General features: G+C 41.6%; 14 protein-coding genes. 7 read left to right on the top strand and 7 right to left on the bottom strand.

Going from position 1 to position 24,926, the window contains the following annotated elements:
* Nucleotides 1-137: 137 nt before the first annotated feature.
* The 7 genes from GD631_RS07925 to GD631_RS07895 form a co-directional block, all read right to left on the bottom strand.
* Complete coding sequence (locus GD631_RS07925; protein WP_004299937.1) at nt 138-1,049, bottom strand: nucleotidyltransferase family protein; 912 nt, start codon at nt 1,047-1,049, stop codon at nt 138-140.
* 128 nt (nt 1,050-1,177) lie between these two features.
* Complete coding sequence (tamL, locus tag GD631_RS07920; RefSeq protein ID WP_143260563.1) at nt 1,178-3,520, bottom strand: translocation and assembly module lipoprotein TamL; 2,343 nt, start codon at nt 3,518-3,520, stop codon at nt 1,178-1,180.
* 2 nt (nt 3,521-3,522) lie between these two features.
* Nucleotides 3,523-8,034, bottom strand: coding sequence for a translocation/assembly module TamB domain-containing protein (locus GD631_RS07915; protein ID WP_185911604.1), 4,512 nt, complete (start codon nt 8,032-8,034; stop codon nt 3,523-3,525).
* A 117-nt stretch (nt 8,035-8,151) separates the two neighbouring features.
* The gene (locus GD631_RS07910; protein WP_143260562.1) at nt 8,152-10,467 is read right to left on the bottom strand and encodes a hybrid sensor histidine kinase/response regulator; all 2,316 of its coding nucleotides are present in this window, start codon (nt 10,465-10,467) and stop codon (nt 8,152-8,154) included.
* Nucleotides 10,468-10,507: 40 nt separating this feature from the next.
* A complete protein-coding gene (locus tag GD631_RS07905; protein ID WP_143260576.1) occupies nt 10,508-11,866 on the bottom strand; it encodes an MATE family efflux transporter in 1,359 nt (452 codons plus the stop codon).
* A gap of 111 nt (nt 11,867-11,977) precedes the next feature.
* The gene (locus tag GD631_RS07900; protein WP_143260561.1) at nt 11,978-13,210 is read right to left on the bottom strand and encodes a M16 family metallopeptidase; all 1,233 of its coding nucleotides are present in this window, start codon (nt 13,208-13,210) and stop codon (nt 11,978-11,980) included.
* A 5-nt stretch (nt 13,211-13,215) separates the two neighbouring features.
* Nucleotides 13,216-14,055: a peptidylprolyl isomerase gene (locus GD631_RS07895; RefSeq protein ID WP_143260560.1), complete on the bottom strand. Its 840-nt coding sequence runs from the start codon at nt 14,053-14,055 to the stop codon at nt 13,216-13,218.
* An 87-nt stretch (nt 14,056-14,142) separates the two neighbouring features.
* Between GD631_RS07895 and GD631_RS07890 the strand changes: the two genes are divergently transcribed.
* The 7 genes from GD631_RS07890 to GD631_RS07860 all read left to right on the top strand — a co-directional run bounded on the left by GD631_RS07890 (nt 14,143) and on the right by GD631_RS07860 (nt 24,905).
* Nucleotides 14,143-15,516 (top strand): sigma-54-dependent transcriptional regulator, encoded by a 1,374-nt coding sequence (locus tag GD631_RS07890; protein ID WP_143260559.1) that lies wholly within the window; start codon nt 14,143-14,145, stop codon nt 15,514-15,516.
* An 832-nt stretch (nt 15,517-16,348) separates the two neighbouring features.
* Nucleotides 16,349-16,615 carry a hypothetical protein gene (locus GD631_RS07885; protein ID WP_117936073.1) on the top strand — a complete coding sequence of 89 codons (267 nt, stop codon included), beginning with the start codon at nt 16,349-16,351 and terminating at the stop codon, nt 16,613-16,615.
* Nucleotides 16,616-16,885: 270 nt separating this feature from the next.
* A complete protein-coding gene (locus GD631_RS07880) occupies nt 16,886-17,836 on the top strand; it encodes an endonuclease/exonuclease/phosphatase family protein (protein ID WP_143260558.1) in 951 nt (316 codons plus the stop codon).
* A gap of 366 nt (nt 17,837-18,202) precedes the next feature.
* Nucleotides 18,203-18,748: an RNA polymerase sigma-70 factor gene (locus GD631_RS07875; RefSeq protein WP_143260557.1), complete on the top strand. Its 546-nt coding sequence runs from the start codon at nt 18,203-18,205 to the stop codon at nt 18,746-18,748.
* A 52-nt stretch (nt 18,749-18,800) separates the two neighbouring features.
* Nucleotides 18,801-19,790 carry a FecR family protein gene (locus tag GD631_RS07870; RefSeq protein WP_143260555.1) on the top strand — a complete coding sequence of 330 codons (990 nt, stop codon included), beginning with the start codon at nt 18,801-18,803 and terminating at the stop codon, nt 19,788-19,790.
* Between the two features lie 334 nt (nt 19,791-20,124).
* On the top strand, nt 20,125-23,274 hold the full coding sequence (locus GD631_RS07865; protein ID WP_223225948.1) for a TonB-dependent receptor: 3,150 nt from the start codon (nt 20,125-20,127) through the stop codon (nt 23,272-23,274).
* 116 nt (nt 23,275-23,390) lie between these two features.
* Nucleotides 23,391-24,905, top strand: a complete 1,515-nt coding sequence (locus GD631_RS07860) for a RagB/SusD family nutrient uptake outer membrane protein (protein WP_185911603.1) — start codon at nt 23,391-23,393, stop codon at nt 24,903-24,905.
* Nucleotides 24,906-24,926 lie beyond the last annotated feature (21 nt).

Here is a 24,926-nt window from a genome sequence, read left to right as displayed (position 1 = left end):
CTTCTGATTTATAACATTTTGGACTGCAAAGATACTGAATATTTATTAGATACAGCTTAGTATGATACGTTATGAAAAACAAAAAAGCAGTCATTCTTATGAATGACTGCCCTCTATCTTTACCAATAACTCTTCGTTTAGAACAACTTAGCAGGATATTCACCAGCATCTACCAATGCCTGAATCTTATCTACTACGCTCTGACGGTCTTCCGGATAAGTAACACCAAACCATTTGCTGGTAGTATCCAGTACTTCAACAGTGGCAGTTCCGTCATTAATCAATTTATCTACCATCAATGGGATGAAGAATTCGCTCTTCAGGTTTTCCATATTCTTCGGATCGCTAAGGAAAGTCTTGAAAAATTCCTGGCTGTAAGCGAAGTAATCAGGAGTGAAACCCCAGAAATTCATACTTACCGGAGTCGTATCGGGAGTAGCCGTCCATTCGCCATCATCACCGATATATTTCACTTCACCGTCCAGACGTTGAATCTTCGTACGTTCTACTACAGACGTCAACAATCCTTTAGCATCTGTACTACAGATACCACGAGATACCGTACCGCTTTCGCTCAATGTATTTCCTACACGGAAACCTACCATTGAATAAACGTTCTTTGAATTTTCAGGAAGAGCAGAAAGGAATTTACCCATTACCTGGAAAGAATCGCGACCATAGAAGTCATCGCAGTTGATAACTGCAAACGGTTCTTTAATCACATCAGCGCCCATCATTACTGCATGGTTAGTACCCCAAGGTTTGGTACGGTCTGCCGGGCAAGTAAAGCCTTCCGGAAGATCGTCGATTGATTGAAATACCAGTTCGCAAGGAATGTGACCTTCGTATTTGGAAATAATTTTATCACGGAAATCTTGTTCAAAATCTTTGCGGATTACAAATACAAGCTTACCAAATCCGGCATTGATAGCATCATAGATTGAGTAATCCATAATAGTTTCGCCATTAGGACCTAGTCCGTCTAATTGCTTCAAGCCTCCATAACGGCTACCCATACCGGCTGCCAATAAGAATAAAGTTGGTTTCATAAATTGTGTAATATTAAAAGGTTAGTGATGTCAACGGCATCAGATTTCGTTGCAAAATTACAAAAATAGTTGAATCCAACAGGACAAATATCAATCATTATTTACCAAAATCGTACAAAAATCATTCATTAGAAGGGATAACCGATAGCAAAATGTATTCCCAGATTTTTCATAAAGGCTCCTGTGACATTGTAATATCCGCTTCGTTCTGTATCGTAAGGTAGATGCAAAGGGATACCGAAATCAAGACGGAACACAAGAATATCCATATCATAACGAATACCGACACCAGTACCCAAGGCGATTTGTTTCGGGAAAGTTTTCAGTTCGAGCTGTGAGTCCGGACGAGCCTCATCTTTACGCATCAACCAAACATTTCCTGCATCCAGAAAAGTAGCACCCCAAATACTCTTAAAGATACGGAAACGATATTCTACATTTGCCTCAAAACGGAAAGTACCCGTCTGGTCGAGGTAAGAATAGCGGCTTTCTGCGGGATGGTATCCACCCGGTCCGATGCTACGTACCGTGAAAGCACGGATACTGTTGGCACCACCCACATAGAATTGTTCGCTGTAAGGGGCAATCGTTGCATTACCGTAGGCGAAGAGAGCGCCCAAGGCTACACGAGAAGCAATCTTATTGTTCTTGTCCATATTCCACAAGTGGCGGAATTCCGTATTCAGTTTCACAAACTGCGCGAAAGGGACGTTCAGCAAACGTTTGTCCTCTTTGCTGAAAGACTGACCGAAAGCACGGTAAATCACCGAGGTCAGGTTTCCGGCAGAAGTGACGGTAGACTGCCACCAGATCGGATTCTTTACACCACGTGTGGAAGCATTATCATAAGTATATGTATACTCCATTGCAGGGATAAACTGGTCTTTCAAACTGATATATAATGCAGGATTGGCATCGGCTATTTCCTTGAACTCTTCCGATTGGTGTTGCAGAACGTTGAATGTCAGTTTGAAAGGAGTGATACTATGCCGGCTTGTACGTGTCGGTTGGAAATCGTAGGTAGCATTTCCACCGAATGACAACAGTTTATAATATCTGGCACGGTTCAGCTGGTCGATGTATAAACGGAATGTAGTGGTAGCCGGGAAGTCAAACTCCCTTTTCCCCCAATGTGGGAAAACCACACGCGGGAAAGTCAGAGAGGTAGAAACTCCCATCTCCCAGCTGTTCATCAGAGAACTTTTTTCTCCTCCGCCGGTTTGCCATTCATAAGAGCCTTTCAGCTTCACATTCCAGCTTTCACCACCTCCGAATACATTGTTCCGGGTGACACCGAATGATGCCCCGGGACCGGTTTGGTCGTTACTTTTGGTTACAACATTTAATTCCAGCTCGGCATCCAGCGGCTTGGCAAACGTGGCCTGCATAGTTACGTTCAGCGTATCACAAACGGCTGTCGTATCTTTCGGGGCATATTGCAAATCCAGATAACTGAAGATCCCCAACTGGCTAAGTTTCTCCTGCACTTGTTCCTGTCGATACTGACTGTAAAGACGGGTACGATTGGAAGCCCGCATCTGTGCGTTCCGCACAAACTGTTGATAGTTCAACCAACGATAAAGCATATTCGGACGTACCTGCAATTTCTTATAATAATGAATATTCAGATTCTTATACATCATGCTGTCATTGGGCGTCTCACCATTCTTACCAAACAGATAAACAGAAGCATCCCCTACATAGTAAGGACGTTGTGCCGCAGCGGGTAATCCCGGAACGGGAATCAGACGAAGACTGATATGTCCACCGGGAACCAACGTCGTATCTGCCTGATAAGTCATATAATCGGGACGGAAATAAAAATATCCCCGGTTACGCAACAGCGTGCTGATACGAGTACGTTCTGCATCCAGATCGACCACGTTAAACTGCTCGCCGGGACTTATATAAGACATTCGACGTCCCCGTTCCATAATGCGCAAAGTTTGGGGAGTGAAACGCTGATAATAAACTGTATCTATAAAATAAGGATTCTTCATGTCTACCGTATAAAGAATACTTGCTTTCAGGCTATCTTTCTTATCAACCAATGTTTCATAAGTCACTTTCCCATTAAAGTAACCATAATCGCGGAGTAAGTTTGTAGCCACCTTGATGCGGACCTCCGGATTAACAGTAGAAATAAATACCGGAGGGTTGGCAGCCAGTCGGTTGAACATCCACTTTCCAAATCCTTTTTTATATTTCACAAAGTCATTGTACATCCACATCTTAAAAGGAATAGGCAGAAGTCCTCCCAACATCTTCGTACTGGGAGTTTTATCAAGAGCCGCATCAATCTCTGTCAGGGCCGTCCCCCCTACCGGTGTTGTCGACTTATTTTGTATGACAGTTTTTCCTCCTGTATAAAGTACCTCCCCTTCGGGCAGATGCTTTGTCACCGAACAACCCGAAAGCAAGATGATACCAATCAGACAACTTGCTAATATGTTATTATATATACCTTTCATGTTTACTTCTTTTTCTTAAAGATGAACAGTTCGCTGAGTTTATCCAGCTTCTTGCGAAGCACCAGACCGACTCCGGTTTCCGTAATCTCGCCTTCGAGTACACTCTCGTAGTTTTTATCGTAGAACAGACGGACATAACGGGTTCCGGTTCTATCCAGACGATATTCCAGAGAGATGTTATCGATGAAAGATTCCGCGTCATTCGTCGCATTCTCACCCGTAGAAACTTTACCTCCGATTACAATCTGGAAACGGTTATTGAAGAGACGTTGTGAATAACGGAAACTGTAATCCGTACGCTTACCACCCGTATCCGACAAATCGTGATCTTCGATACCGACAGAAACACTGGCATTTTTCAGGTTCCCCATCAATGAGTTGATTTGGCTACTTAATACGGAGTTCAATGCAGAACCCATATTCAGTTTACCCAGTCCACCACCTCCGCCGCCAATCGGTCCGGTACCAAGGTAGGTTTTCATAACCATGATATATAAAGCCTGTTTACCTCTTTCTTCCGCTCCCATAGCCGTCAATTCATTTTGTATGGTTGCGTCTTCGGGGGCAGATACGTCAAAGGCGAAAGAAAGATTATCCAGTCGGTTCTTGACGACGATGGACACATCGAAATTAACCATACGTGTTCCGCCATTCTCTCCTTCGGAGACAGAAGCACGGATACGGTCGGTTGCTTTGAAGTTCAGCATCGGGTCCATAGGATTTCCCGTCCATTCCACATAGCTGCCGTTGTCGATAGCAAATTCTTTGGCAGCGATGACAGGCAAAGCATATTTCATCAAGCCACCACTCAACGTATAGCGTCCGGTCAATGTCAGATCACCTTGCGGAGTGTATTTCATAGAAAGGTCACCTCCTCCCTCCAGCTCAACACGATTGTCATTGCTTGCGTCCAAATCGACTTTCAAACGAACGGACGGGTCGATGTGTACCATCATCACCATATCCAGCCCGCCTAAAGAAACGGTCGGCACTTCTTGCTGAACAACCGTAGTGGTGTCACTAAATGAAGTAAAGGTTACCAAACTTCCCAAACGGTCCTGTACAGTCAACGGTGAATCGGTCAATATATAAGAAACATCTGTATTGCCCAACAAACTCATGTTTCCACGCATATTCAATCCGTCTAACGGACCTTTCACCGTTGCCCGAAAATCAGCATATACTTTTCCGTAGACCAGACTTTCGCGGGTGCGTTTAGCATCCAGAAGCGTATAGTTCTGCGCCAGCAGATTCAAATTTGCCATCGGCCGGGACATATCTCTGAAATCAACAGATCCGTCAATCGTAAATGGATTCTTTCCTGTTGTATAAATAGCGAATTTATCAAATTCCAAACGATTATTCTTTATCTGTACCGGGCGGTTGTCGAACCGGAAGTTAGCACCATACTGTCGGGAAAGGACAGAAACACTATCCAATATCAGTTCACCATTAATCAAAGGCTGTTCGGTGCTACCGGTAATGTTCAGATTACCATCCATATCACCGGCCAGTGCAGCCATTTTGTCGGGAATGAATACGTTAGCTACACGGAGCGGAAAGTGCTCCAGAGTGGCATTTACTTCCAGGCTATCTTTTCCTGTCCGGGTTGGGACTAGCTTGCCATCCGCCACCATCACTTCCACCTTGTCATGATTCAGATAAGCGTTAAGATATTGTTTCCCTTGTTCACCCGGCAACCAAGTAGCTCCTAATGTTACATCACCAATCCGTTGACGTTCATAAGTCAGTTCGTCAATAGATGATTCAACCGAGAGTTGAAGATCTTTTTCAGTCTGCACGTAATGTGCTTCCGCAGAGAATAAACCGGTTATTTCCGGGAAATAAGGCAGTACTTTGCTTAATTCGGCTAAACTGATTCTTCGGATTTCGACATCAATATTCTGTAAAGAAACAGTATCACCCCGCACCGAATGTACACGGAATCCCATTCCTTCATCATCCCACATATCTACATTAGCGTATACACGCATATTCTTATGCACATAAATCCAGTTGTGATTCTCATTAAAATGAAATTTTTGGAAGGCAATAATCGGTTCTTCCGGGATTAATGTGAAAGCTAATCCATCGCCTTTTCCTTGCCCTTCAAACAAAGGACGCGCATTGACACCGAGCAGTACGCCCGTTTCTCCTTTTCCATTCTTAAAGTCTACCAGCAGTTCCGCATCCCGGTCACGAATCTCTCCTGTCAGTGTAGTAGAGAAAGAGAATTGCGGATTCTTCGGTCCGTTAATAACACCGGCACGCAATTTCATGAGTGTAGTATCTTGTTTGACAGTAAAGAAAATCGTGTCTAGTTGCAAGGTGTCTACTTTCAAAGCATGAATAGCGGCTTTTCCATTAATTCCCCAATTAGGAGCTGTTCCGAATTTCACAGAAGCATCATGGTAACCTATCTTTTTAGTAGCCAGAAAATATGACAAAGGGTTTTCTTGTCCTGCAGAGAAAGAGAAAACGGCTGTCGGTAACGCCTTACGCAATTCAGCGTGATTCAATGCTTTCTCCTCAATCTGCTTCATCAATACATCCACAAAGTGAGTAGATTGGCGAATTAAAGGATTAACACCGGAACGTGCGCTCAAATCAAGTTTCATATCTCCGGAGACGAAATGTGCCGAAACTAAATCCCGACGAGCTTCGGCAAGTAAATTAAAAGTAAGCGGGCGCTTCATTGGCTGCGGCATGACTCCTAATTCATGTAAATCCAGTTGAGTAACATCAACCGTTATCTTACCATCAGGATAACTGTGTGCCAAATTATATTCCGCATCGGTTGTCATTTTCAATAAAGCATTGTCACTTGTCAGATGTGCGGTGACCAGTGCGCCTTTAAGGTCTCCTGTCAAATTAAGATTGGAGAGATGATATTTTGCATAATGAAGCTGATCTAATGAAAGATTCAGTTTGGCAAAAGAATGATAGGACATAATATCCAGTCCACGACCATTAGCCGCAGCCGAAAGAGAAAGTTCATAGATAGAGTCTTTCGGGAGGAAATTATGGAGTTGCAAATTGTCTATCTTCAGATCGGCTTTGTAAACTTCGGTAGATGTATTTAATGCAGCATTCACGTCCATAGCTCCTTTTCCTTCTTTCAAACGGAGGTCTGCTTTATATTCAGGGCCTTTGATGTCGACTTTTGCCACCAGACTCATGCTGTCAGGAACCACAATCGTACCATTGGGAGCTTCTCCTGACAAAGCGGTCAGGAAGTTTAAATTCTGAGTAGTCATTTTCAGACCAATGGTTCCGGTACGCGTCAGACTGTCGGCCAGGTTTTCTATCATACCGCCGCCCTCTAAAGCAAAAGCACCCGGCAAGTCTACCGTAAAACGGGAAATCTGCATCTGTTTCAAGTTACCGTCCGTACCGGCACGAATGACAAGCGGACGAAATGGATAGGCTTCTTTAAAACTATCAGGCAGTCCCCCTGCAAATAACAGAACATCTTCTTTGCCGATATAGGCATTGAGGTTAGCGGACAAACGACCTGTAGTCGGGATGTTGACTAGTTCCCAATAGGTATGGGCTGATAAATCTATTTCAGAATGAGGAGTTTTTAGTTTTAAACCAGGAACACTTATGATTGAATCGTTGGAATATGCTCTACCTGTCAGTGAAATAACACTTAGCCCGGAACGTTCATTCATTGTAAACTCACGAATGACCGCATTCATATCCCTGCCTTTATACAGCAGGGAATCCAAAGCGATGCGAACATCACGAACGGCAATATGGGAAGCATCAAACCCCTCTATTGGTTGCGCAGTTCCTGTATCATAACTGGCGGAAGTTCCCGACAGCAGGAACTTCTTCAAGCCATAAAACTGATTTTTCAAATCAGCCTGTGCATCATCAATAGCAGCCTCCCCGATATGAGCTGCCATCCGCATGGAATCAGCAGGAAGTTGCATACTGAATGATACATTCTTTAATTTCAACTGATGAAGATCCACTTTCCAATTTACAGGAGCAGAGTCTGTAGTATCTTTAGGAGTGGTTGTGGTATCATTCATCAACAACTCCACATGGGTATCAGACAGTTCGGCCTGATTGATAACGGCTACTTCATTGGACAAGTCAACACCATGGCTTTGCAGGAAGAAACGTCCTAAAACGCCTTTAATCTTCATCCCTTCCATCAAATTGGCAGAATTAACAGCTACCTGGCTCAAAGTGACTTCATCCACTTCGACTTTTCCTTTTATTAACGGCCATGCCTGCACACGGACATTCAGGCTTTCCAAAGACAAAAGAGTATCCGGCTGTTGAATGACCTCTACGCCACGAACCAACAGATTAAGTGGGAAACGAAGGTCTATCCGCTCCACCTGAATCTGCATACCGGTTGCCTTAGAGGCATATGCAGTAACCTCCCGGCGCAAAAGATTCTGAACGGGAGGAACATAAAGCAATACCATTAGTATTACAAAGAGTATTATAGGAGTAAGCAGTATCCAGCTTACCCAGCGTATCCATTTTCGTTTCATGTAAAATGTGTCAGTGTAAATAAGGTGACACAAAGTAAACAAATTATTTTGAAAAAAGGTTTGGCTAATAGTAAGAAAGATACAGATACTAGTCAAGGAGTAGAAGAAAAAGGCTTATTAGGTATTTTTCATCACCATCAAATAGCAATCTGCCTCACTTATTATTTTACGGACAGCCTCTAATATACTAAGCGTTGTTTCTTCTATTTTCTTCGAGAATTCTTCTCCACGACAAGCTTCCAGCCACTTTAATGGAGGTATGGTTTCATCCGCTCCAATCATTGTAAAGAGAGGGAGGAGCTTATGCGCCATAGCTGCTATCCCGTCCACCTCTTTATTATTCAACGCTTGTTGCATCCGCGCAGCATTCTTACCTGTTTCTTCAATAAAAGTCTGAACAATGGAGTATGCCGCTTCCGGATCGTCTTCAGAATAAGCAGTAAGTGCAGAGAAGTTTATTCCGGCTGTTTCCATATCTTCTGTGATATGCGCTTCATCAGCCGAGAGTTGCCCTTCATTTACCGTCATCAATAATTCTTTTACTGTAAACGGTTTATGCAGACAACCGGCAAAGCCATGTTCATGTAAAGCAATCTTATCCATTTCGCTACGAGCGGTCACAGCAATGACAGGGATTGTTTTTGCTTGTGGTATATTAGAAGCCCGCAATAGTTTTACCAAATCAAAACCGTTGATGGCAGGCATTTGTATATCTGTCAGCAATACATCGAAGACAGAAGAACGAAGCTGTTCAATCAGTTGCTCCAGCTGTTCACAACATACCGCATCGATACCATGTTGCTTCAACATGGCAGCAGTCAGATTCAGCTGAATCTTATCGTCATCAATCAAAAGAACACGAATGACTTTCATCGGAGGAATCGTACTCAGTTCTTCTGTTATATCCTCATTTTTATTTTCGGAAGATTCACTTTCCGCAATGGATTTACCTACCGGATAAAGAGGCAGAGTGACAGTAAAACAGCTCCCTTTTCCTAATGTGCTTTGCACGTCAATGGTTCCTTCAAGCAAGGTTACCAATTTCTTCACAATAGAGAGTCCGAGTCCGAAACCTTCTTCCCCCTGCGCACCGGAAAGACGTGTAAACTCCTGAAAGATACGTTCACGATCTTCTGATGCCATTCCTTTTCCTGTATCGGCGATGGCGATGGTTAACTTAGAAGAATCATAACTGGCTGTCAGGCTAATTTCTCCTTTTTGAGTAAACTTTACGGCATTGGACAAAAGGTTATTCACAATTTGCCGGAGTCGCAAAGGATCACTGATGTATCTTCCGTTCAGTTCCGGGACAACGTGACATTGCAAGGCCAAACCTTTGGCAGCGGTCAAAGGTTCGAAACTGACATAAATTTCGTCGAATAGCTGGGAAGGGTTAAAGGTTACACGATTCACTTCCGCTTTATTGAGATCGAGTCGATGGAAATCGAGCAAGTCACTGACCAGCTTCAACAAATGTTCCGAAGAACTCTTCATATTGTCGAGGTAGAACCGTTGCCGTTCATCTTTTGTCAACCGGGACAGAAGTTCGGTATATCCCATGATTGAACCCAGCGGAGCTTTAAAGTCGTGGGTAATGGCCAGCATTAATTTCTCACGGGCAACAAGCAAATCTTCCGCCCGTTTATTCGCCACCTCCAATTGCTGACGATAGCGGTTGCTGCGAGAGATATCCCGCATAATCAATATCAGGAAAAAAGCCGATAATAGTACGGCACCAGATGCGATACCACCAATGATACGTGCCGACCGCATTCTCACCTCCTGCTGAAGTTCGGCATCCTGACGGGCACGCAGGGTCATTTCTTCCTCATATTGTTTAATCAGACTATCCATTCGTGCCGTCAACTGCGTATTCATCCGCTGGTACTTTGTACTGGTGCGCCGAATTGTTTTCTTCCGTTGCAACCGTTTTTCTTCGGTAGCCATGCGGATTTTCTGCTGAAGAGAATCTTTAGAGGTAGTCGGTTGGAGAATGGTATCAGTGGCTACTTCCAAAGATGTATTAACTAATACGGCACTGTCTTGTTTAGAAGGGGAAAACACTTCTGCAAGTCGTTTGAAGAATCCCTTCTTTTTGGGAGTAGTTATTAACGAGTCACGCTTGGTGATGACCCGATGTTGTACCCGTTGTTGGGTAATCACAGAATCTTGTTCGGAAATGATTTCTTCAATCTCCGAAGCTGAGAGAAGACTGTCGTTTGCTTCACTTAACACCCGCAACATCTGAATCGTGTTTTGATCTTTCTCGTGGAGAAGGGTCAACAGACTATCTGTTCTTAAATTCTGTTGATCGTCGGCTGCCGACAATGCTTCCATCTCACGATGTACAAACACCAGCGAGAAAAGGAGGATCGCCAGTAACAAAGTGTAACCGGCGGTTATTTTCAACTTTGTAAAACGGAAGGAAGCCATTGGGGTAGAGTTTTAAGTATTAAGTTTTAAATATTAAGTATTAGGTTTTGGGATGGGGTTCGGGGAGTTTCGTCATATAGTGGAAACGCCACCAGAGCATCAGTCCCGCACTCGTCAAACCAAAAGGAAATGCCATCCAGACACCTACTACGCCCCATCCCATTACAAAGCCGCAGAAATAACCTACGGGAAGCGAAATAATGAAATAGGCGATAAAGGCGATAACCATCATCAGTTTTACATCTGAAATTCCACGCAAAGCATTGGCGAAAGTAATTTGTAATCCGTCGCCAAACTGATAGACAAGGAAAGGGAAGATTAGAGATGTCACCATAGCAGCCACTTCCTGACTGTCGGTAAACCAGCTTCCCAAGTAATTCCGGCAAAGAAAAACAATCAGGGAAAGCACGACACCCAATGTCATCATCAGATGAAAACCGGCATAGGCCGAACGGCGTACATTGACAATGTCATTCTGACCATTGAAATTGCTGACACGAACAGCAACAGCAGCCCCCATACCGTAATACATCATAAATGTAAACTGCGAAATAGCCAACATCACCTGATGAGAAGCCAAAGCAATAGTCCCCAGCCAACCGATCATGATAGCGCTCAAACTAAAGGAGGCTGTCTCCATTCCCATCTGGAAAGCAACCGGCCATCCGAGTCCATTCAAGCGTCCAAATACGGCGCGTGACCACCCCAAACGGAAAAAGCCAATCTTATAACGGACAAAACGCGGGCTACGCACAAAAATGATTATAAACACAATCACCATCACAATACGTGAGAACAGCGTACTGATACCTGCTCCCAACAAACCTAATTCGGGCAATCCGAGTTTACCGTAAATCAGAATATAATTTCCTATGATATTCAAGACATTTCCTCCAAGCAATATCCACATGGCGGTTTTGGTATCCGTAATTCCGTCTGTAAACTGCTTGAATCCGTTGAAAAGCATGACAAACACTAATGAAGCAAGCAAAACCAGGTAATACGGTTTAATCAAAGGAATCAATTCTTCCGGCTGTCCGAGACGCTCTATATTCAAATAAAGAATAGTCATACATATAGTCAACAGCAACGCAACCATCAGGTTTGCCAGCAAACTGTTGCGCAATGCCTGTCCGGCAGGAGCATACTGACGAGTCCCATACAGACCTCCTACAATGGGAGTCAGTCCATACGAAAACCCTGTACTGAAAATAATCGCCAGATTAAACACATTATTTACGAAGGAAGCCGCCCCCAACTCAATCGTACTATGATGCCCGATCATTAATGTATCAGCAAATCCGAGAACAATCACTCCTATTTGACCGATCACAATCGGTAGTCCGAGAAAAATAAGTGCTTTGTAATGGTCCTTGTATATATCAAATAGTCTCTTCATCATCTTTGTCTTATAAATAGAACTTTTTAGGCACGGATTACGCGGATTTCACGGTTTTTAGAAATATGATTGCATAAAACAACAGCGTAATCCGTGCCAAATTTAAAATCCTCATTTACTTTTATAGTAAAGCACAACCCCGTTCTCCTTCCGAAAAGCCGATTGGGCTACTTTCTGCAATTGTTTCGCTGTGACAGAACGATAACGTTCTACTTCTTTTTCCATGTCCTCCGCCCGGCCAAGCAGTTCGAACCAAGCCAGATTGGTTGCCACATTCAAATAATTAATGTTGCCGAATATTTGGGTGGACTCAAATTTGTTCTTCACTTTTTCCAGCTCCTCTTCATCAACCAATTCTTGCTGCAACAGTTCCAGTTCTTCCCTTACTGCCGCTTCCGCCTGTTCCAAAGTGACACCAGCCGAAGGTTTTCCACTAATATGGAATAACCCTGCATCTACACTGCCAGAAATATAGGCATCTATGCTCGAGAATAATTGTTTCTGTTGTACCAAACGCTGGTTCAACCGGCTGGAACGTCCGTTGCTCAACACATCCGACAAAATATCAAATGCATAATAATCCGGATGCCGATGGTCGGACATGTGATAGGCCATAAACAAAGCATCGAGAGGAACATTTCTCTCTACCGTCAACCGCCGTTCTTCTGTCTGTTCCTGTTCTTGTGGCAGGTTCCGCAAAGGAACTTCCCGACGAGGAATAGAAGCGAACCATTTTTCCGTCAAAGCAACTGCCTCTTCGAAAGAGATATTGCCGGTCACGGCCAATATCGCATTATTAGGAGCATAAAAACGGAAAAAGAATGCTTTTACTTCTTCCAGCGTAGCATTGGCAATATGCGACAACTCTTTTCCGATCGTAGGCCATTGATAAGGATGCGTCTGATAGGCCAGAGGGCGCAAAAGATGTCCGACATCTCCATAAGGCTGGTTCAAACAACGCTGCTTGAACTCTTCCATTACCACTCCTCGCTGTACCTCCAGGCTCCGTTCGCTAAAGTCAAGACTCAACATCCGGTCGGATTCCAGCCAAAAGCCGGTTTCTACGTTCTGACGAGGTACAGTGAGGTAGTAATTGGTTATATCATTATTCGTCCAGGCATTATTCTCTCCACCCGCCAATTGAAGCGGCATGTCATAATCGGGAATATTCACCGACCCTCCGAACATCAGGTGTTCGAACAGATGGGCAAAGCCGGTATGCTCGGGATCTTCGTCGCGAGCTCCCACATTATATAATATATTAAGGGCAACCATCTGCGTACTTTCGTCCTGCGAATGTACCAGACGTAACCCATTATCAAGAATATGCCTGTTGATTTTCATACCATTCAGTCAAGTATTGTCACCTTTGTTATCTTTACATCTTCTTCAGGACGGTCGCTTCGGTCTGTTTTCACCTGCTGGATCTTATCCACAATGTCCATACCTTTCACCACTTCGCCAAACACGGTATATTCGCCATCCAAATGCGGAGTACCGCCTACCGTCGTGTATGCTTCAATCTGTTCCGGAGTGAAATGGAATTCCGGTTCTTTGGCAGCCATCTCCTGTGCTTGCGCAAACAGTTTTTCCTGCAAATCATAAAGACCGTTTTCATCGTTTGCTTTCCGCATCTTATAGATTTCTTTCATGTGTTTCTGTGCCAGTGTATTGAAAATAACATTAATCTTATTCTCATTCATCTGGCTTTCCATACCCAGCAAAGTAGAGTCGTTATACACTTTACCTGTCACGATATAGAACTGACAACCGGAAGATTCCTTCTTCGGGTTCACATTATCTCCCTGACGGGCAGCGGACAGGGCACCTTTCTTATGGAAATATTTAGGATATACAAATTCAGCGGGAACGGTATAACCTACGTCTCCGGCACCCAACATTTTTCCTTTCGGCGCATTCTTTGAGTCCGGATCACCGGCCTGAATCATAAAATCTTTGATGACACGATGAAACAGTGTACCTTCATAAACCCCGTCCTTCACCAGTTTGATAAAATTATCACGATGTTTCGGTGTCTCATTATATAGTTTCACCTCGATGTCTCCTAAAGTTGTTTCAATCTTTACCAACGTTTCTTTATCCATGTCTCCTCCTTTTTTTGTTCCGGTTTTGCAGGCAATAAGTCCGCAAAACGATATGGTTAATATTATCAATAGAATCTTTTTCATAACACTTTTATTTAATTTAAGTTTGCAAATATACCACTTTCGCCTAAATCCTCTTACCTTTGTGACTTAAAAGAATCAAAACCTGACATGATGAGCTCCATATTGATCGTTGAAGATGATATCACTTTTGGAATGATGCTAAAAACCTGGTTAGGAAAAAAGGGCTTTGAAGTATCATCAGTGAGTAATATTGCCCGCGCCCGGAAACATATCGAAAGCCAAAGCGTCGACCTGGTTTTATCAGACCTGCGGCTGCCCGACCATGAAGGCATTGATCTGCTGAAATGGATGAACGAACAAGGCATGGATATTCCTTTGATTATCATGACTGGCTATGCGGATATACAGTCCGCCGTGCAAGCAATGAAACTGGGAGCACGTGATTATATCGCCAAGCCGGTGAATCCGGAAGAGTTACTGAAGAAAATCTCTGAATGTTTACAGTCCGGAGAAACTCCTACGACTCATAACACAGCTAAATCTTCTTCTAAAAAAGGCTCTTCTGCCTCATCTAAAGATTCAATAGAAAACAACCGTGCCTATCTGGAAGGAGAAAGCGACGCAGCCAAGCAACTCTACAATTATGTAGGTCTGGTAGCTCCGACCAATATGTCCGTACTTATCAACGGTTCCAGCGGAACTGGAAAAGAGTATGTGGCACATCGTATTCACCAGCTTAGCAAACGAAGCGATAAACCGTTTATTGCCGTAGATTGTGGCTCTATCCCGAAAGAACTGGCGGCTTCCGAGTTTTTCGGTCATGTGAAAGGATCGTTTACAGGTGCGTTGACTGATAAAACTGGTGCTTTCGTTGCTGCCAACGGAGGTACTATCTTCCTGGATGAAATTGGGAATCTTAGTTATGAAGTGCAGATACAACTGCTCCGTGCTCTGCAAGAGAGAAAAATACGTCCGGTAGGCTCTACACAGGAGATATCGGTAGACATTCGTTTGGTATCTGCCACCAACGAGAACCTGGAACAGGGTATTGAGAAAGGCACTTTCCGTGAAGATCTTTATCATCGCATCAATGAATTTACTCTGCGGATGCCTGATTTGAAAGAGCGGAAAGAGGATATTCTACTCTTTGCCAACTTCTTCCTCGACCAAGCAAACAAGGAACTGGATAAACACCTGATTGGCTTTGACGCCAAAGCATCCCAAGCTTTATTGAGCTATCATTGGCCGGGAAATTTACGCCAAATGAAGAACATCGTCAAAAGAGCGACTTTATTAGCACAAAGCAGCTTCATTACCTTGCTGGAATTGGGAAACGAGCTTTTAGAAACTCCTGCATTGAGTAACACCAGTATTGCATTACGCAATGAAGAAACCGAAAAAGAGCATATTTTGGAAGCACTGCGCCAAACTGGAAATAATAAAAGTAAAGCTGCACAATTACTGAATATTGACCGGAAGACATTATATAATAAGTTGAAACTGTATAATATAGACTTATAACTCTGTAAATCTGCAAGTATACTCCGTAACACCATCGGATTAACTGAATTTTCTCCGGCACTTCTGTTGAAAACTTTATTTCTGCACAATAATGAACTGTTTCAGCCTATTCTAACAAGGGTATATTCTCACTGCAATGAGAAAAAATTCTCATTACTATGAGTATTTCTTCTCATTACTATGAGTATTTTTTCTCATAGGGATAAGTATAGTTGAGAATGTTTACGGAAGTTTTTTTGAACTATAATTGTATGAGTTTACCTCATTTCCGTACCCTTTTGGATAAAACACATATATTAAATGAAAGAAATTATATATTCAAAAAAAAATTATTTGCGTGCATTTGTAAACCAATATAGTAACCTACATACAATGCTATGAAAAGAAGACATCTAAAAACACTTAACAACTATCCCATGAATAAAAAGACTCAGTGCACAGCATCCGGACATCGTGAAGAAACTTTCTAAAGAACTAGGTAGCTATCTAAGAAAAGTAGACGCACAACGGTCCACTTTCAATGCCACCGGCAAACCTTGTCTCTGCCCGGATGAAAAAAATAGATGACCAAACAAAAGATTTGTGGCGGGGAGTGTGGAATTTTTCCACACTCCCCGCCACAGTTTCCACACACTCCACACATACTTCCCCAACGTCATGGTTGATTTTATTTTCGCATATCTTTATTAATCAGCCACTTACCATACAGTCTTCCATTTTGGCACGCGCTTTGATCTTTAATTAGATGTTAACGAAAAAGCAATAACCGATTCCTTAACACAAAAGTAGAGAATTGAAAACATATGTCTAATAATCATTAAAGCAAACGATTATGAAAAAATTAGTATTAGTAGTAGCAATGTTTATGTTTGTTTGTGGTGGTTCATTCCTTGTAAAGGCTCAGAGTTCTGCAGAAGCTGTGACAGCCCCGACAGAAATCAATGCGACAGTTGTCAACGATACAGTAGTAAAAGATACTGTAACTAAAGAAGACGCGCCTGCAAAGGCAGAACTGGTTGCACTAGCCGCCATTGTCAATGATACAGTTGTCACAGACACTACATCAAAAGACAAACCGGCTGAGCCTGTCAAGGAATAACCTTGCCAACAACATGCAGGACATAGTCTGCCGAAGAATAGTAAGCACACTACAAAAAAAGCCATCCCTACTTTCGTCTATTCCGGGGATGGCTTTTTTATTATCCTATCTTCTTACATCATTCTACAGGCTAATATTCAATACCCAATGAGTTCCATGCCCAATAAATAATGGGAATCACAAAAAAGATATACCTCACTCTCTTCCATTTGAATAAAAAATTGTACTTTTGGAAGTCAATAAATTATCTACCAAACAAACTATAAAAACATGAAACTCAAAAACCTTTTACTTATTGCCCTTGTTGCGATAGCCCTCTGCGGTTGTCAAAGTAACTATCAGCCTACCGCATTCACTGTTGCCTCTTACAACCTAAGAAACGCCAATGGAAGCGATTCTCTTCACGGAAACGGTTGGGGACAACGCTACCCGGTAATAGCCAAGATGGTACAATACCACGATTTCGATATTTTCGGAACGCAGGAGTGTTTTCTTCATCAATTGAAAGATATGAAAGAAGCTCTTCCCGGTTATGACTACATTGGTGTAGGCCGTGATGACGGTAAAGATCAAGGAGAACATTCTGCCATCTTCTATCGTACCGATAAGTTCGATCTGGTAGAGAAAGGCGATTTCTGGCTGTCAGAAACTCCGGACGTACCAAGCAAAGGCTGGGATGCCGTATTGCCACGCATCTGCAGTTGGGGACACTTCAAATGTAAAGATACCGGTTTTGAGTTCCTTTTCTTCAATTTACACATGGACCATATCGGCAAAAAAGCTCGTGTGGAAAGTGCATACCTCGTGCAGGAGAAAATGAAAGAACTCGGCAAAGGTAAAAACCTTCCGGCTATCCTGACCGGTGACTTCAATGTCGATCAGACTCATCAGTCATACGATGCTTTTGTAGACAAGGGAGTGCTCTGCGACTCATACGAAAAGTGTGACTTCCGCTATGCAGTGAACGGAACCTTCAATGGCTTCGCCCCGAACTGCTTTACTGAAAGCCGTATCGACCATGTATTTGTATCTCCGTCTTTTCATGTGAAAAGATACGGTGTACTGACAGATACCTACCGGAGCATCGTAGGAAACGGCGAAAAGAAGCAGGCAAACGACTGTCCGGAAGAAATCGACATCAAAGCTTATCAAGCCCGCACTCCATCGGATCACTTCCCGGTAAAGGTGGAGTTAGAATTTGACGAACGTCAGCAGAAATAATCTTATTAGTAATAAAGGTAACATCTCAAAAATCAGGTATTAATAGTTGGATTCTCGTCTATTAATACCTGATTTTAGCTATTAACATTTGCTCTACCAACTCCCAACAAGTTACTTTTGAATAAATCCAAAACAAATACAAGCAATCATAGAAAGATGTACAAACTTAAAAATACTGTTCAACTCTAAATGAATAATTCTCCAATATCGGATTCAAGATGACAAAATATCCTTTGACACAAATTTCAATTAAATTGATAGTGAAATATTTGATTTGAATATTAAATCTGTAACTTTGCCACAAACTCTCTAATTTTATAGTTGCAGTTTACTTGTTAACCATTAAAAAACAAAGGAAAAAACACAATGGCTATTACAGATGTAGAAGACAAAGTAGTACGTTTTCAAGCTTTTTTCAATAAAAATTTCCCCAAAGTAAAAACTTTCGCCTGGCAACTCTTAAAATCGGAAGAAGATGCAGAAGATATAGCCCAAGACATTTTCGTTAAATTATGGGAACACCCGGATTTATGGATGAACCGTAAGAAAATGGATAGCTATCTTTATACTGTAGTCAGAAATCATATTTATAATTTCCTAAAACATCGAATTGTAGAACTTGACTACTTGGAAATCGCTGCAGAGAAGATGAAGATATCCGAGCGAGATTTGCCCAAACCGGATGACGAGCTTCAGGTTCATGAACTCGAACTTCTAGTACAGATGGCCCTGGAACGTATGCCCGAACAACGCAGGCGCATTTTTTCGATGAGCAGGGAGGAAGGTTTAAGTAGTCAGGAAATTGCCGAGAAGCTAAATATTTCAGTTCGCACAGTAGAACATCATATCTATAAATCTCTTCAAGATTTGAAAAAAATCATTTTATTTCTATTTTTTTTCTATTTAGACTAAGTATGTATGCAAAGCAAGTTGTCTCTTATATATAAACACTTGAATTAGATACATGAAAAGTAATTTTGAAAAAATAGTAAAGAACTTCATTAGTTTTGATTATTCAAAGCGGACGACCAATCTTTTCTACCGTTGGATGATAAGTGATCATTCTGCAACAGAGAAAGATGTGATATTTCGCAAATTGTGGTCGAAGACTAAAAACAAGACAGATAAAAATACAGAAGAATCATTCCGCCAAGTACTGAATAAGATTGGTGTGCAACCGGCTCCTATCATTAGAATAAACCGTTTACCGATATGGAGATATACTGCCGCTGCTGTATTCATTATCTGTTTGTCGGTCACCGGCACTTTATGGTTTACAGAAAAACATATTGAGAACGATGCTGTGGCAATGGTAGAACACTATGTTAAAAATGGAAAGAGAGAGGTTGTCACTCTCCCTGATGGCAGCATCATTCATCTGAATTCCGGTTCGCATATATTCTATCCGGAGAATTTGGAAGGCAAAACCCGCACAGTGTACTTGTTGGGAGAAGCTGATTTCAAAGTTACCAAAAATCCCCAAAAGCCATTTATTGTGAAGTCTGCCGATATGTCCATCACTGCTTTAGGTACAGAATTTAATGTAAAAGCTTACCCGGAAGAGGACCTTTTGACTGCTACCTTGCTAGAGGGGAAAGTGAGAGTAAACTGCAATGATACCACAAACTATATTTTGACACCTGGACAACAGGTTGTATATACTAAAAGTACATTAAAAAGCGTATTATTGGAAACAGACGTAGAAGATGTGACAGCATGGCAACGCGGAGAAATTGTACTCAATAAAGCTACTATCAATGAGGTAATACAGACCTTGGAACGTCATTACAGCATAACATTCCAAACTTCGAAAAAGAAAATTAATCAAGACCGGTATAGCTTTGTATTCAAAGAAAATGCAAATATTAAAGAAGTGCTAGAAGTAATGCAGACAGTTATTGGTGAATTTGATTATCACTTGAAAGAAAATACCTGTTATATCTATTGGAAGTAAGGTATTTACCATTATTGTTGAATTCTTAAATCGGATATGCCTATGTAAAAAAAGTATCCGGAAGAGGCCCCACCTTCTCCGGATATGAGATGAATCTAGTCTTAAAGCTGCGGTAAGCTGCTATTGTAACCTGAGAAGAATACCATAAGTTTAACACTAAAAACGCTACTAAGATATGAATTTATATCTAAAAACAGCAAGAAAAAGTATTTTAATTATTCTCCTATTATTAATGGGAATGAATATTTACGCACAAAGAAATAGTAAAATAACTATAAAAAGAAAGAATATTTCAGTGCAGACTGCCTTAACGGAAGTCCGAAAACAGTCTAATATGGCTATTGCATATAATGACTCAAAATTTCCCAAAGAAAAGATTTCAGTAGACATTGAGAATCAACCTTTAGAACAAGCCCTGAATAATATCCTTCAAAAAACCGGCTTTACTTATATAATAAAGGATGATTACATAATGATTATCCCAAAAAAGAATGTTAAAGATAGTAAAGACAAGAAAATCACGGGACAGGTCATAGATTCGAGAGGTGAACCTCTAGTCGGAGTCAATGTAAAAGTAAAAGGCAAATCCGTCGGCGCTATTACTGATATGGACGGTAATTTCTCCTTGCAAGTAAAAGAAACAGATATACTGGATATATCGTATATAGGATATGCTGCACAAGAAGTTGAAATTGGAAATAATACAAACTTATCTATTGTTATGTCTGAAGACAATCAGCTTCTTAACGAAGTGGTAGTAACCGCATTGGGTATCAAGCGCGAAACAAAGTCCTTGACATACAATGTACAGGAAATGAAATCCACAGATCTGACAGCTGTGAAAGACGCCAACTTTGTTAATAGTTTATCTGGAAAAATCGCAGGTGTTACCATCAATCAAAGTGCATCTGGTATCGGAGGATCTACCCGTGTTGTTATGCGTGGTACCAAGTCTTTGTTTGGAGACAACAACGCGCTGTATGTATTAGACGGCATTCCTCTCTCTTCCATGAAAACAGATCAGACAGAATCATTTTACGAAAATCCGGATGGCGGCGACAGTGATGGTATCTCCAACCTGAATCCGGATGATATCGAAAGTGTTTCTGTTTTAACGGGGGCGGCTGCAGCAGCTTTATATGGAACACAAGGTGCGAATGGAGTAATTCTTATTACAACTAAAAAAGGAGAAGAAGGAAAAATCAAAGTGAATTACAGCAATGATACACAATTTATGACTCCTTTTGTGAAACCCAAGTTCCAAAATACATACGGCTCTGAAGAAGGGCAATTCAGTAGTTGGGGAAACAAGCTGGAAACTCCTTCTACATACGACCCTTTTGATTATTTTCAAACCGGCTTTACAGAAACAAACTCTTTGAGTGTATCTACCGGTACAGACAGAAATCAGACCTATATTTCTGCAGCCGCAACAAATGCAAGGGGGATTATTCCTAATAATGAGTACAACCGCTACAATTTTACAGTTCGTAACACTGCAGAATTGATTAAAGACAAGCTGACTTTTGACTTCAGCGCATCTTATGTCAAAAGCTACAGTCAGAATATGATGTCACAAGGTCAATATCATAACCCCTTAATTCCCTTGTACTTGTTTCCTCGTGGTGATGATATTGAAAAGTATAAACTTTATGAGCGTTATAACCCCGAACGTGGTTTCAAGACTCAATATTGGGAGTATGGCGTTCAGGACTTGTCCATGCAAAATCCATTCTGGATTATGAACCGTGAACGATTTGAAAATGTAAAAGACCGCTATATCTTTTCAGGAACATTACGTTATCGTATTATAGACGGATTAAATGTCACCGGCCGCCTACGCATGGATAACGCCGGAGATACCTATGAGAGAAAATTGTCTGCTTCAACAGACTTACTTTTTGCCTCGGACAAAGGTAACTATATGCACCAAAAGACTGATTACAAAAATGTTTATGGTGATATAATAGCTAATTTCGACCGCAAATTCGGAAATTTCGGAGTGAATATCAATTTAGGCGGCAATTTCTCTACCGCAAAGAAAGAAGTCAATGGATATGAAGGACACTTGCAAACAGTTCCCAATCTATTTATTTTCGCAAATATCATTAAAGGAGCAGCAGATACACACGCAATTCAAAGTGGATATGAAGAAAATAATCAAGCCGTATTCGGTACTGCCCAACTAAGCTATAAAAGCGGTATTTTTTTGGATGTAACAGGACGTAACGACTGGTATTCTTCTTTGGCTTTTACCAGTCATGAGAAGAAGGGGTTCTTTTATCCTTCTGTCGGATTGTCGGCAGTCATGACTGAGTTCTTTGACTTATCAAAAGCAAAAATCTCTTTTCTGAAGCTTAGAGCTTCTTACAGTGCAGTGGGTAATGCCCCTCAACGGTTTGTAACCAACACCACTTATAATATTAATGAAGGTGTACTGGAAACACTGCCCAATGTACCCGCAACATTTTTAAAGCCGGAACGGACAAAGTCTTTCGAAACCGGTATTAATTTGCGCTTGTTTGACGGTAAACTGTCAATTGACGCTACATACTACAATTCAAACACTTACAACCAATTCTTTACATTTACAATGCCTCCCAGCTCTGGATATAAAGAATTCTATTTGAATGGAGGAAAAGTCAACAACTGGGGAATTGAAGCCAGTCTTGTATACAAACAGGCATTAGGACCTGTGAATTGGCGCTCGGGGATTACATTCACGATGAACCGTAATAAAATAAAAGAACTTTTACCGGATGACGCAGTAAATCCATTAACAGGAGAAAAACTTCAAGTAACTGAGATAGAACCTTTCCAACCACAAGGTTCTTACAAGATGATTCTGAAAGAAGGAGGAACAATGAATGATATTTACGTATCAGGTCTACGAACCGATGAAAAAGGATATATCTATATGGATCCTGCCACCGGTGCTATTTCTGAAGATTCCAACAACTGGATCAAAGCCGGAAGTGCTGCTCCTCGTTTTAACTGGGGATTCAACAACTCATTTGAGTGGAAAGGGGTGAACTTAAGCTTCTTGATTACAGCTCGTGTCGGTGGCGTAGGAGTATCGGCTACGCAAGCTATAATGGACCGTTATGGCGTATCTGAAGCATCGGCTATAGCACGTGACAATGGTGGAGTACCTTTAAATGGGAACAATCCTATCGATGCGCGCGATTACTATGAAGTAGTAGGTAAAGGCAATACCGGTATTCTCTCGCAATATGTATACAGCGCTACCAATGTACGTTTACAGGAACTCTCACTCGGCTACACATTTCCTAAAAAATGGTTAGGCAATGTGGTTGACAAACTGACACTCTCCGTTATAGGTAAAAACCTGTTTATGTTTTACAACAAAGCCCCTTTCGATCCGGAATTGTCCGCTTCTACATCGACTTACTATCAAGGATTCGACTATTTTATGCAGCCGAGTTTAAGAAGTATAGGCTTTAGCTTGAAAGTTGGTTTTTAATTAATCCAAAATGTATGAATATGAATTTAAAGAATCAATTGAAATATAGCATTGCAATATGCTCTATAATGAGTTACTGCTGTTTTTTCAACTCATGCACAAGTGAGTTCAGAGATATGAATACAAATGATTACGGAGTAACTGATGATATGCTGAATTATGACAACCTGAAAGTGGGAGGATTCATAACCACCATGCAAAGGGACGTTATACCGACAGATGCAGCTGCTGGCGATTACCAGGAAGCACAGAATCTGGCTGGAGATATATTCGCCGGCTACATGGGAGCCATTAATGATAAATTCGTAGCAAATAATTTTTACGACTTGAATCATCAGGTAAGATGGAAAGACAGGGCCTTCAAAGTTGCTTTTGAAAAGGTAATGCCTGCATGGAAAATGGTGTCGGAAAAAGCAGAGAAAAACAGTATTGAATATGCTTTGTCTTTGGTGCTGAAAGTCGCAGCGATGCACCGCCTGGCAGATTATTATGGTCCACTTCCATATAACGAATTCGGGAAAGGGCTCATTACGACCCCCTATGACGCAATGGATGTAGTTTATGAAACTTTCTTCAAAGAATTGAATGAAGCGATCGCTATTATAGAAGATTTTGTGGCAAAAACTCCTGAAGCTCACCCTCTAAAGAATTATGATTTAGTATATGGAGGTGATTTTACCAAATGGCTGAAATTTGCCAACTCTCTAAAACTTCGTCTGGCTATGCATACTGTATATGTAGATAAAGACAAGGCAAAACAATATGCCAAAGAAGCTGTTACGTCCGGTGTAATGGAAACAGTAGAAGATAATGCGCAGCTAGCTTCCGCCAACGGATTAACCGTCTACAACCCCTTAAAGAAAATTTGGTATGACTACAGCGATACCCGCATGGGAGCTAATATGCAATCTTTCTTGACCGGATATGATGATGCCCGCATATCTTCCTATTTCAGGCTATCAACATTCAAAGAGAAGAAAAATGGATATTTCGGAGTGAGAAACGGAGTTAACATCAACGCCAAAAATAATTATTTACCTTTATCCGTCCCCAATATAGAAGCCGAAAATCCGGTTCGATGGATGTGTGTGTCTGAAGTCTATTTTTTAAGAGCGGAAGGAGCTCTTCGCGGCTGGGTTAAAGAAATGAAAGGAAATGCCAAAGATCTATACGAAACAGGTATTCAATTATCTTTCAAAGACTGGGGAGCTACCATGAGAGCTGATTATCTGACAAATGAATCCAAGATTCCGGCAGAATTTATTGACCAGGTTGGAGGTAATGATATTAAGAAAGGAGACCCATCTTTGTCTACTATCACTATTCCATGGAAAGAGTCTGACGGATTTGAGAAAAATCTGGAACGAATCATCACTCAAAAATGGATCGCCATGTTTCCCGATGGACAGGAAGCATGGACCGAATTCAGACGTACAGATTATCCAAAAGTGTTCCCCGTAATAGTGAACAATAGTGGAAACACAATTGATACTGACCTTCAAATAAGACGCATGACTTTCCCACAATCAGAATATGATAACAATACTGTGGAAGTAACCAAAGCTATCAGCCTGTTAGGTGGACCTGACACCGGCGGTACAAAACTATGGTGGGATAAAAAAGAGAGATGACCATTTATAAAAAAATAGATT

The sequence above is a fragment of the Bacteroides luhongzhouii genome, from assembly GCF_009193295.2.
GTDB classification, from domain to species: Bacteria; Bacteroidota; Bacteroidia; order Bacteroidales; family Bacteroidaceae; genus Bacteroides; species Bacteroides luhongzhouii.
The sequence above is the reverse complement of the archived record's forward strand: the minus strand, read 5'-3'. Positions and strand labels throughout refer to the sequence as shown.

Coding starts and splice junctions, on each gene's coding strand:
- GD631_RS07915 (WP_185911604.1), bottom strand. CDS start 8,034: ATGAAACGAAAATGGATACGCTGGGTAAGCTGGATACTGCTTACTCCT.
- GD631_RS07900 (WP_143260561.1), bottom strand. CDS start 13,210: ATGAAAATCAACAGGCATATTCTTGATAATGGGTTACGTCTGGTACAT.
- GD631_RS07895 (WP_143260560.1), bottom strand. CDS start 14,055: ATGAAAAAGATTCTATTGATAATATTAACCATATCGTTTTGCGGACTT.
- tamL (WP_143260563.1), bottom strand. CDS start 3,520: ATGAAAGGTATATATAATAACATATTAGCAAGTTGTCTGATTGGTATC.
- GD631_RS07925 (WP_004299937.1), bottom strand. CDS start 1,049: ATGAAACCAACTTTATTCTTATTGGCAGCCGGTATGGGTAGCCGTTAT.
- GD631_RS07880 (WP_143260558.1), top strand. CDS start 16,886: ATGAAACTCAAAAACCTTTTACTTATTGCCCTTGTTGCGATAGCCCTC.
- GD631_RS07865 (WP_223225948.1), top strand. CDS start 20,125: ATGGCTATTGCATATAATGACTCAAAATTTCCCAAAGAAAAGATTTCA.
- GD631_RS07885 (WP_117936073.1), top strand. CDS start 16,349: ATGAAAAAATTAGTATTAGTAGTAGCAATGTTTATGTTTGTTTGTGGT.
- GD631_RS07890 (WP_143260559.1), top strand. CDS start 14,143: ATGATGAGCTCCATATTGATCGTTGAAGATGATATCACTTTTGGAATG.
- GD631_RS07910 (WP_143260562.1), bottom strand. CDS start 10,467: ATGGCTTCCTTCCGTTTTACAAAGTTGAAAATAACCGCCGGTTACACT.
- GD631_RS07860 (WP_185911603.1), top strand. CDS start 23,391: ATGAATACAAATGATTACGGAGTAACTGATGATATGCTGAATTATGAC.
- GD631_RS07905 (WP_143260576.1), bottom strand. CDS start 11,866: ATGAAGAGACTATTTGATATATACAAGGACCATTACAAAGCACTTATT.
- GD631_RS07875 (WP_143260557.1), top strand. CDS start 18,203: ATGGCTATTACAGATGTAGAAGACAAAGTAGTACGTTTTCAAGCTTTT.
- GD631_RS07870 (WP_143260555.1), top strand. CDS start 18,801: ATGAAAAGTAATTTTGAAAAAATAGTAAAGAACTTCATTAGTTTTGAT.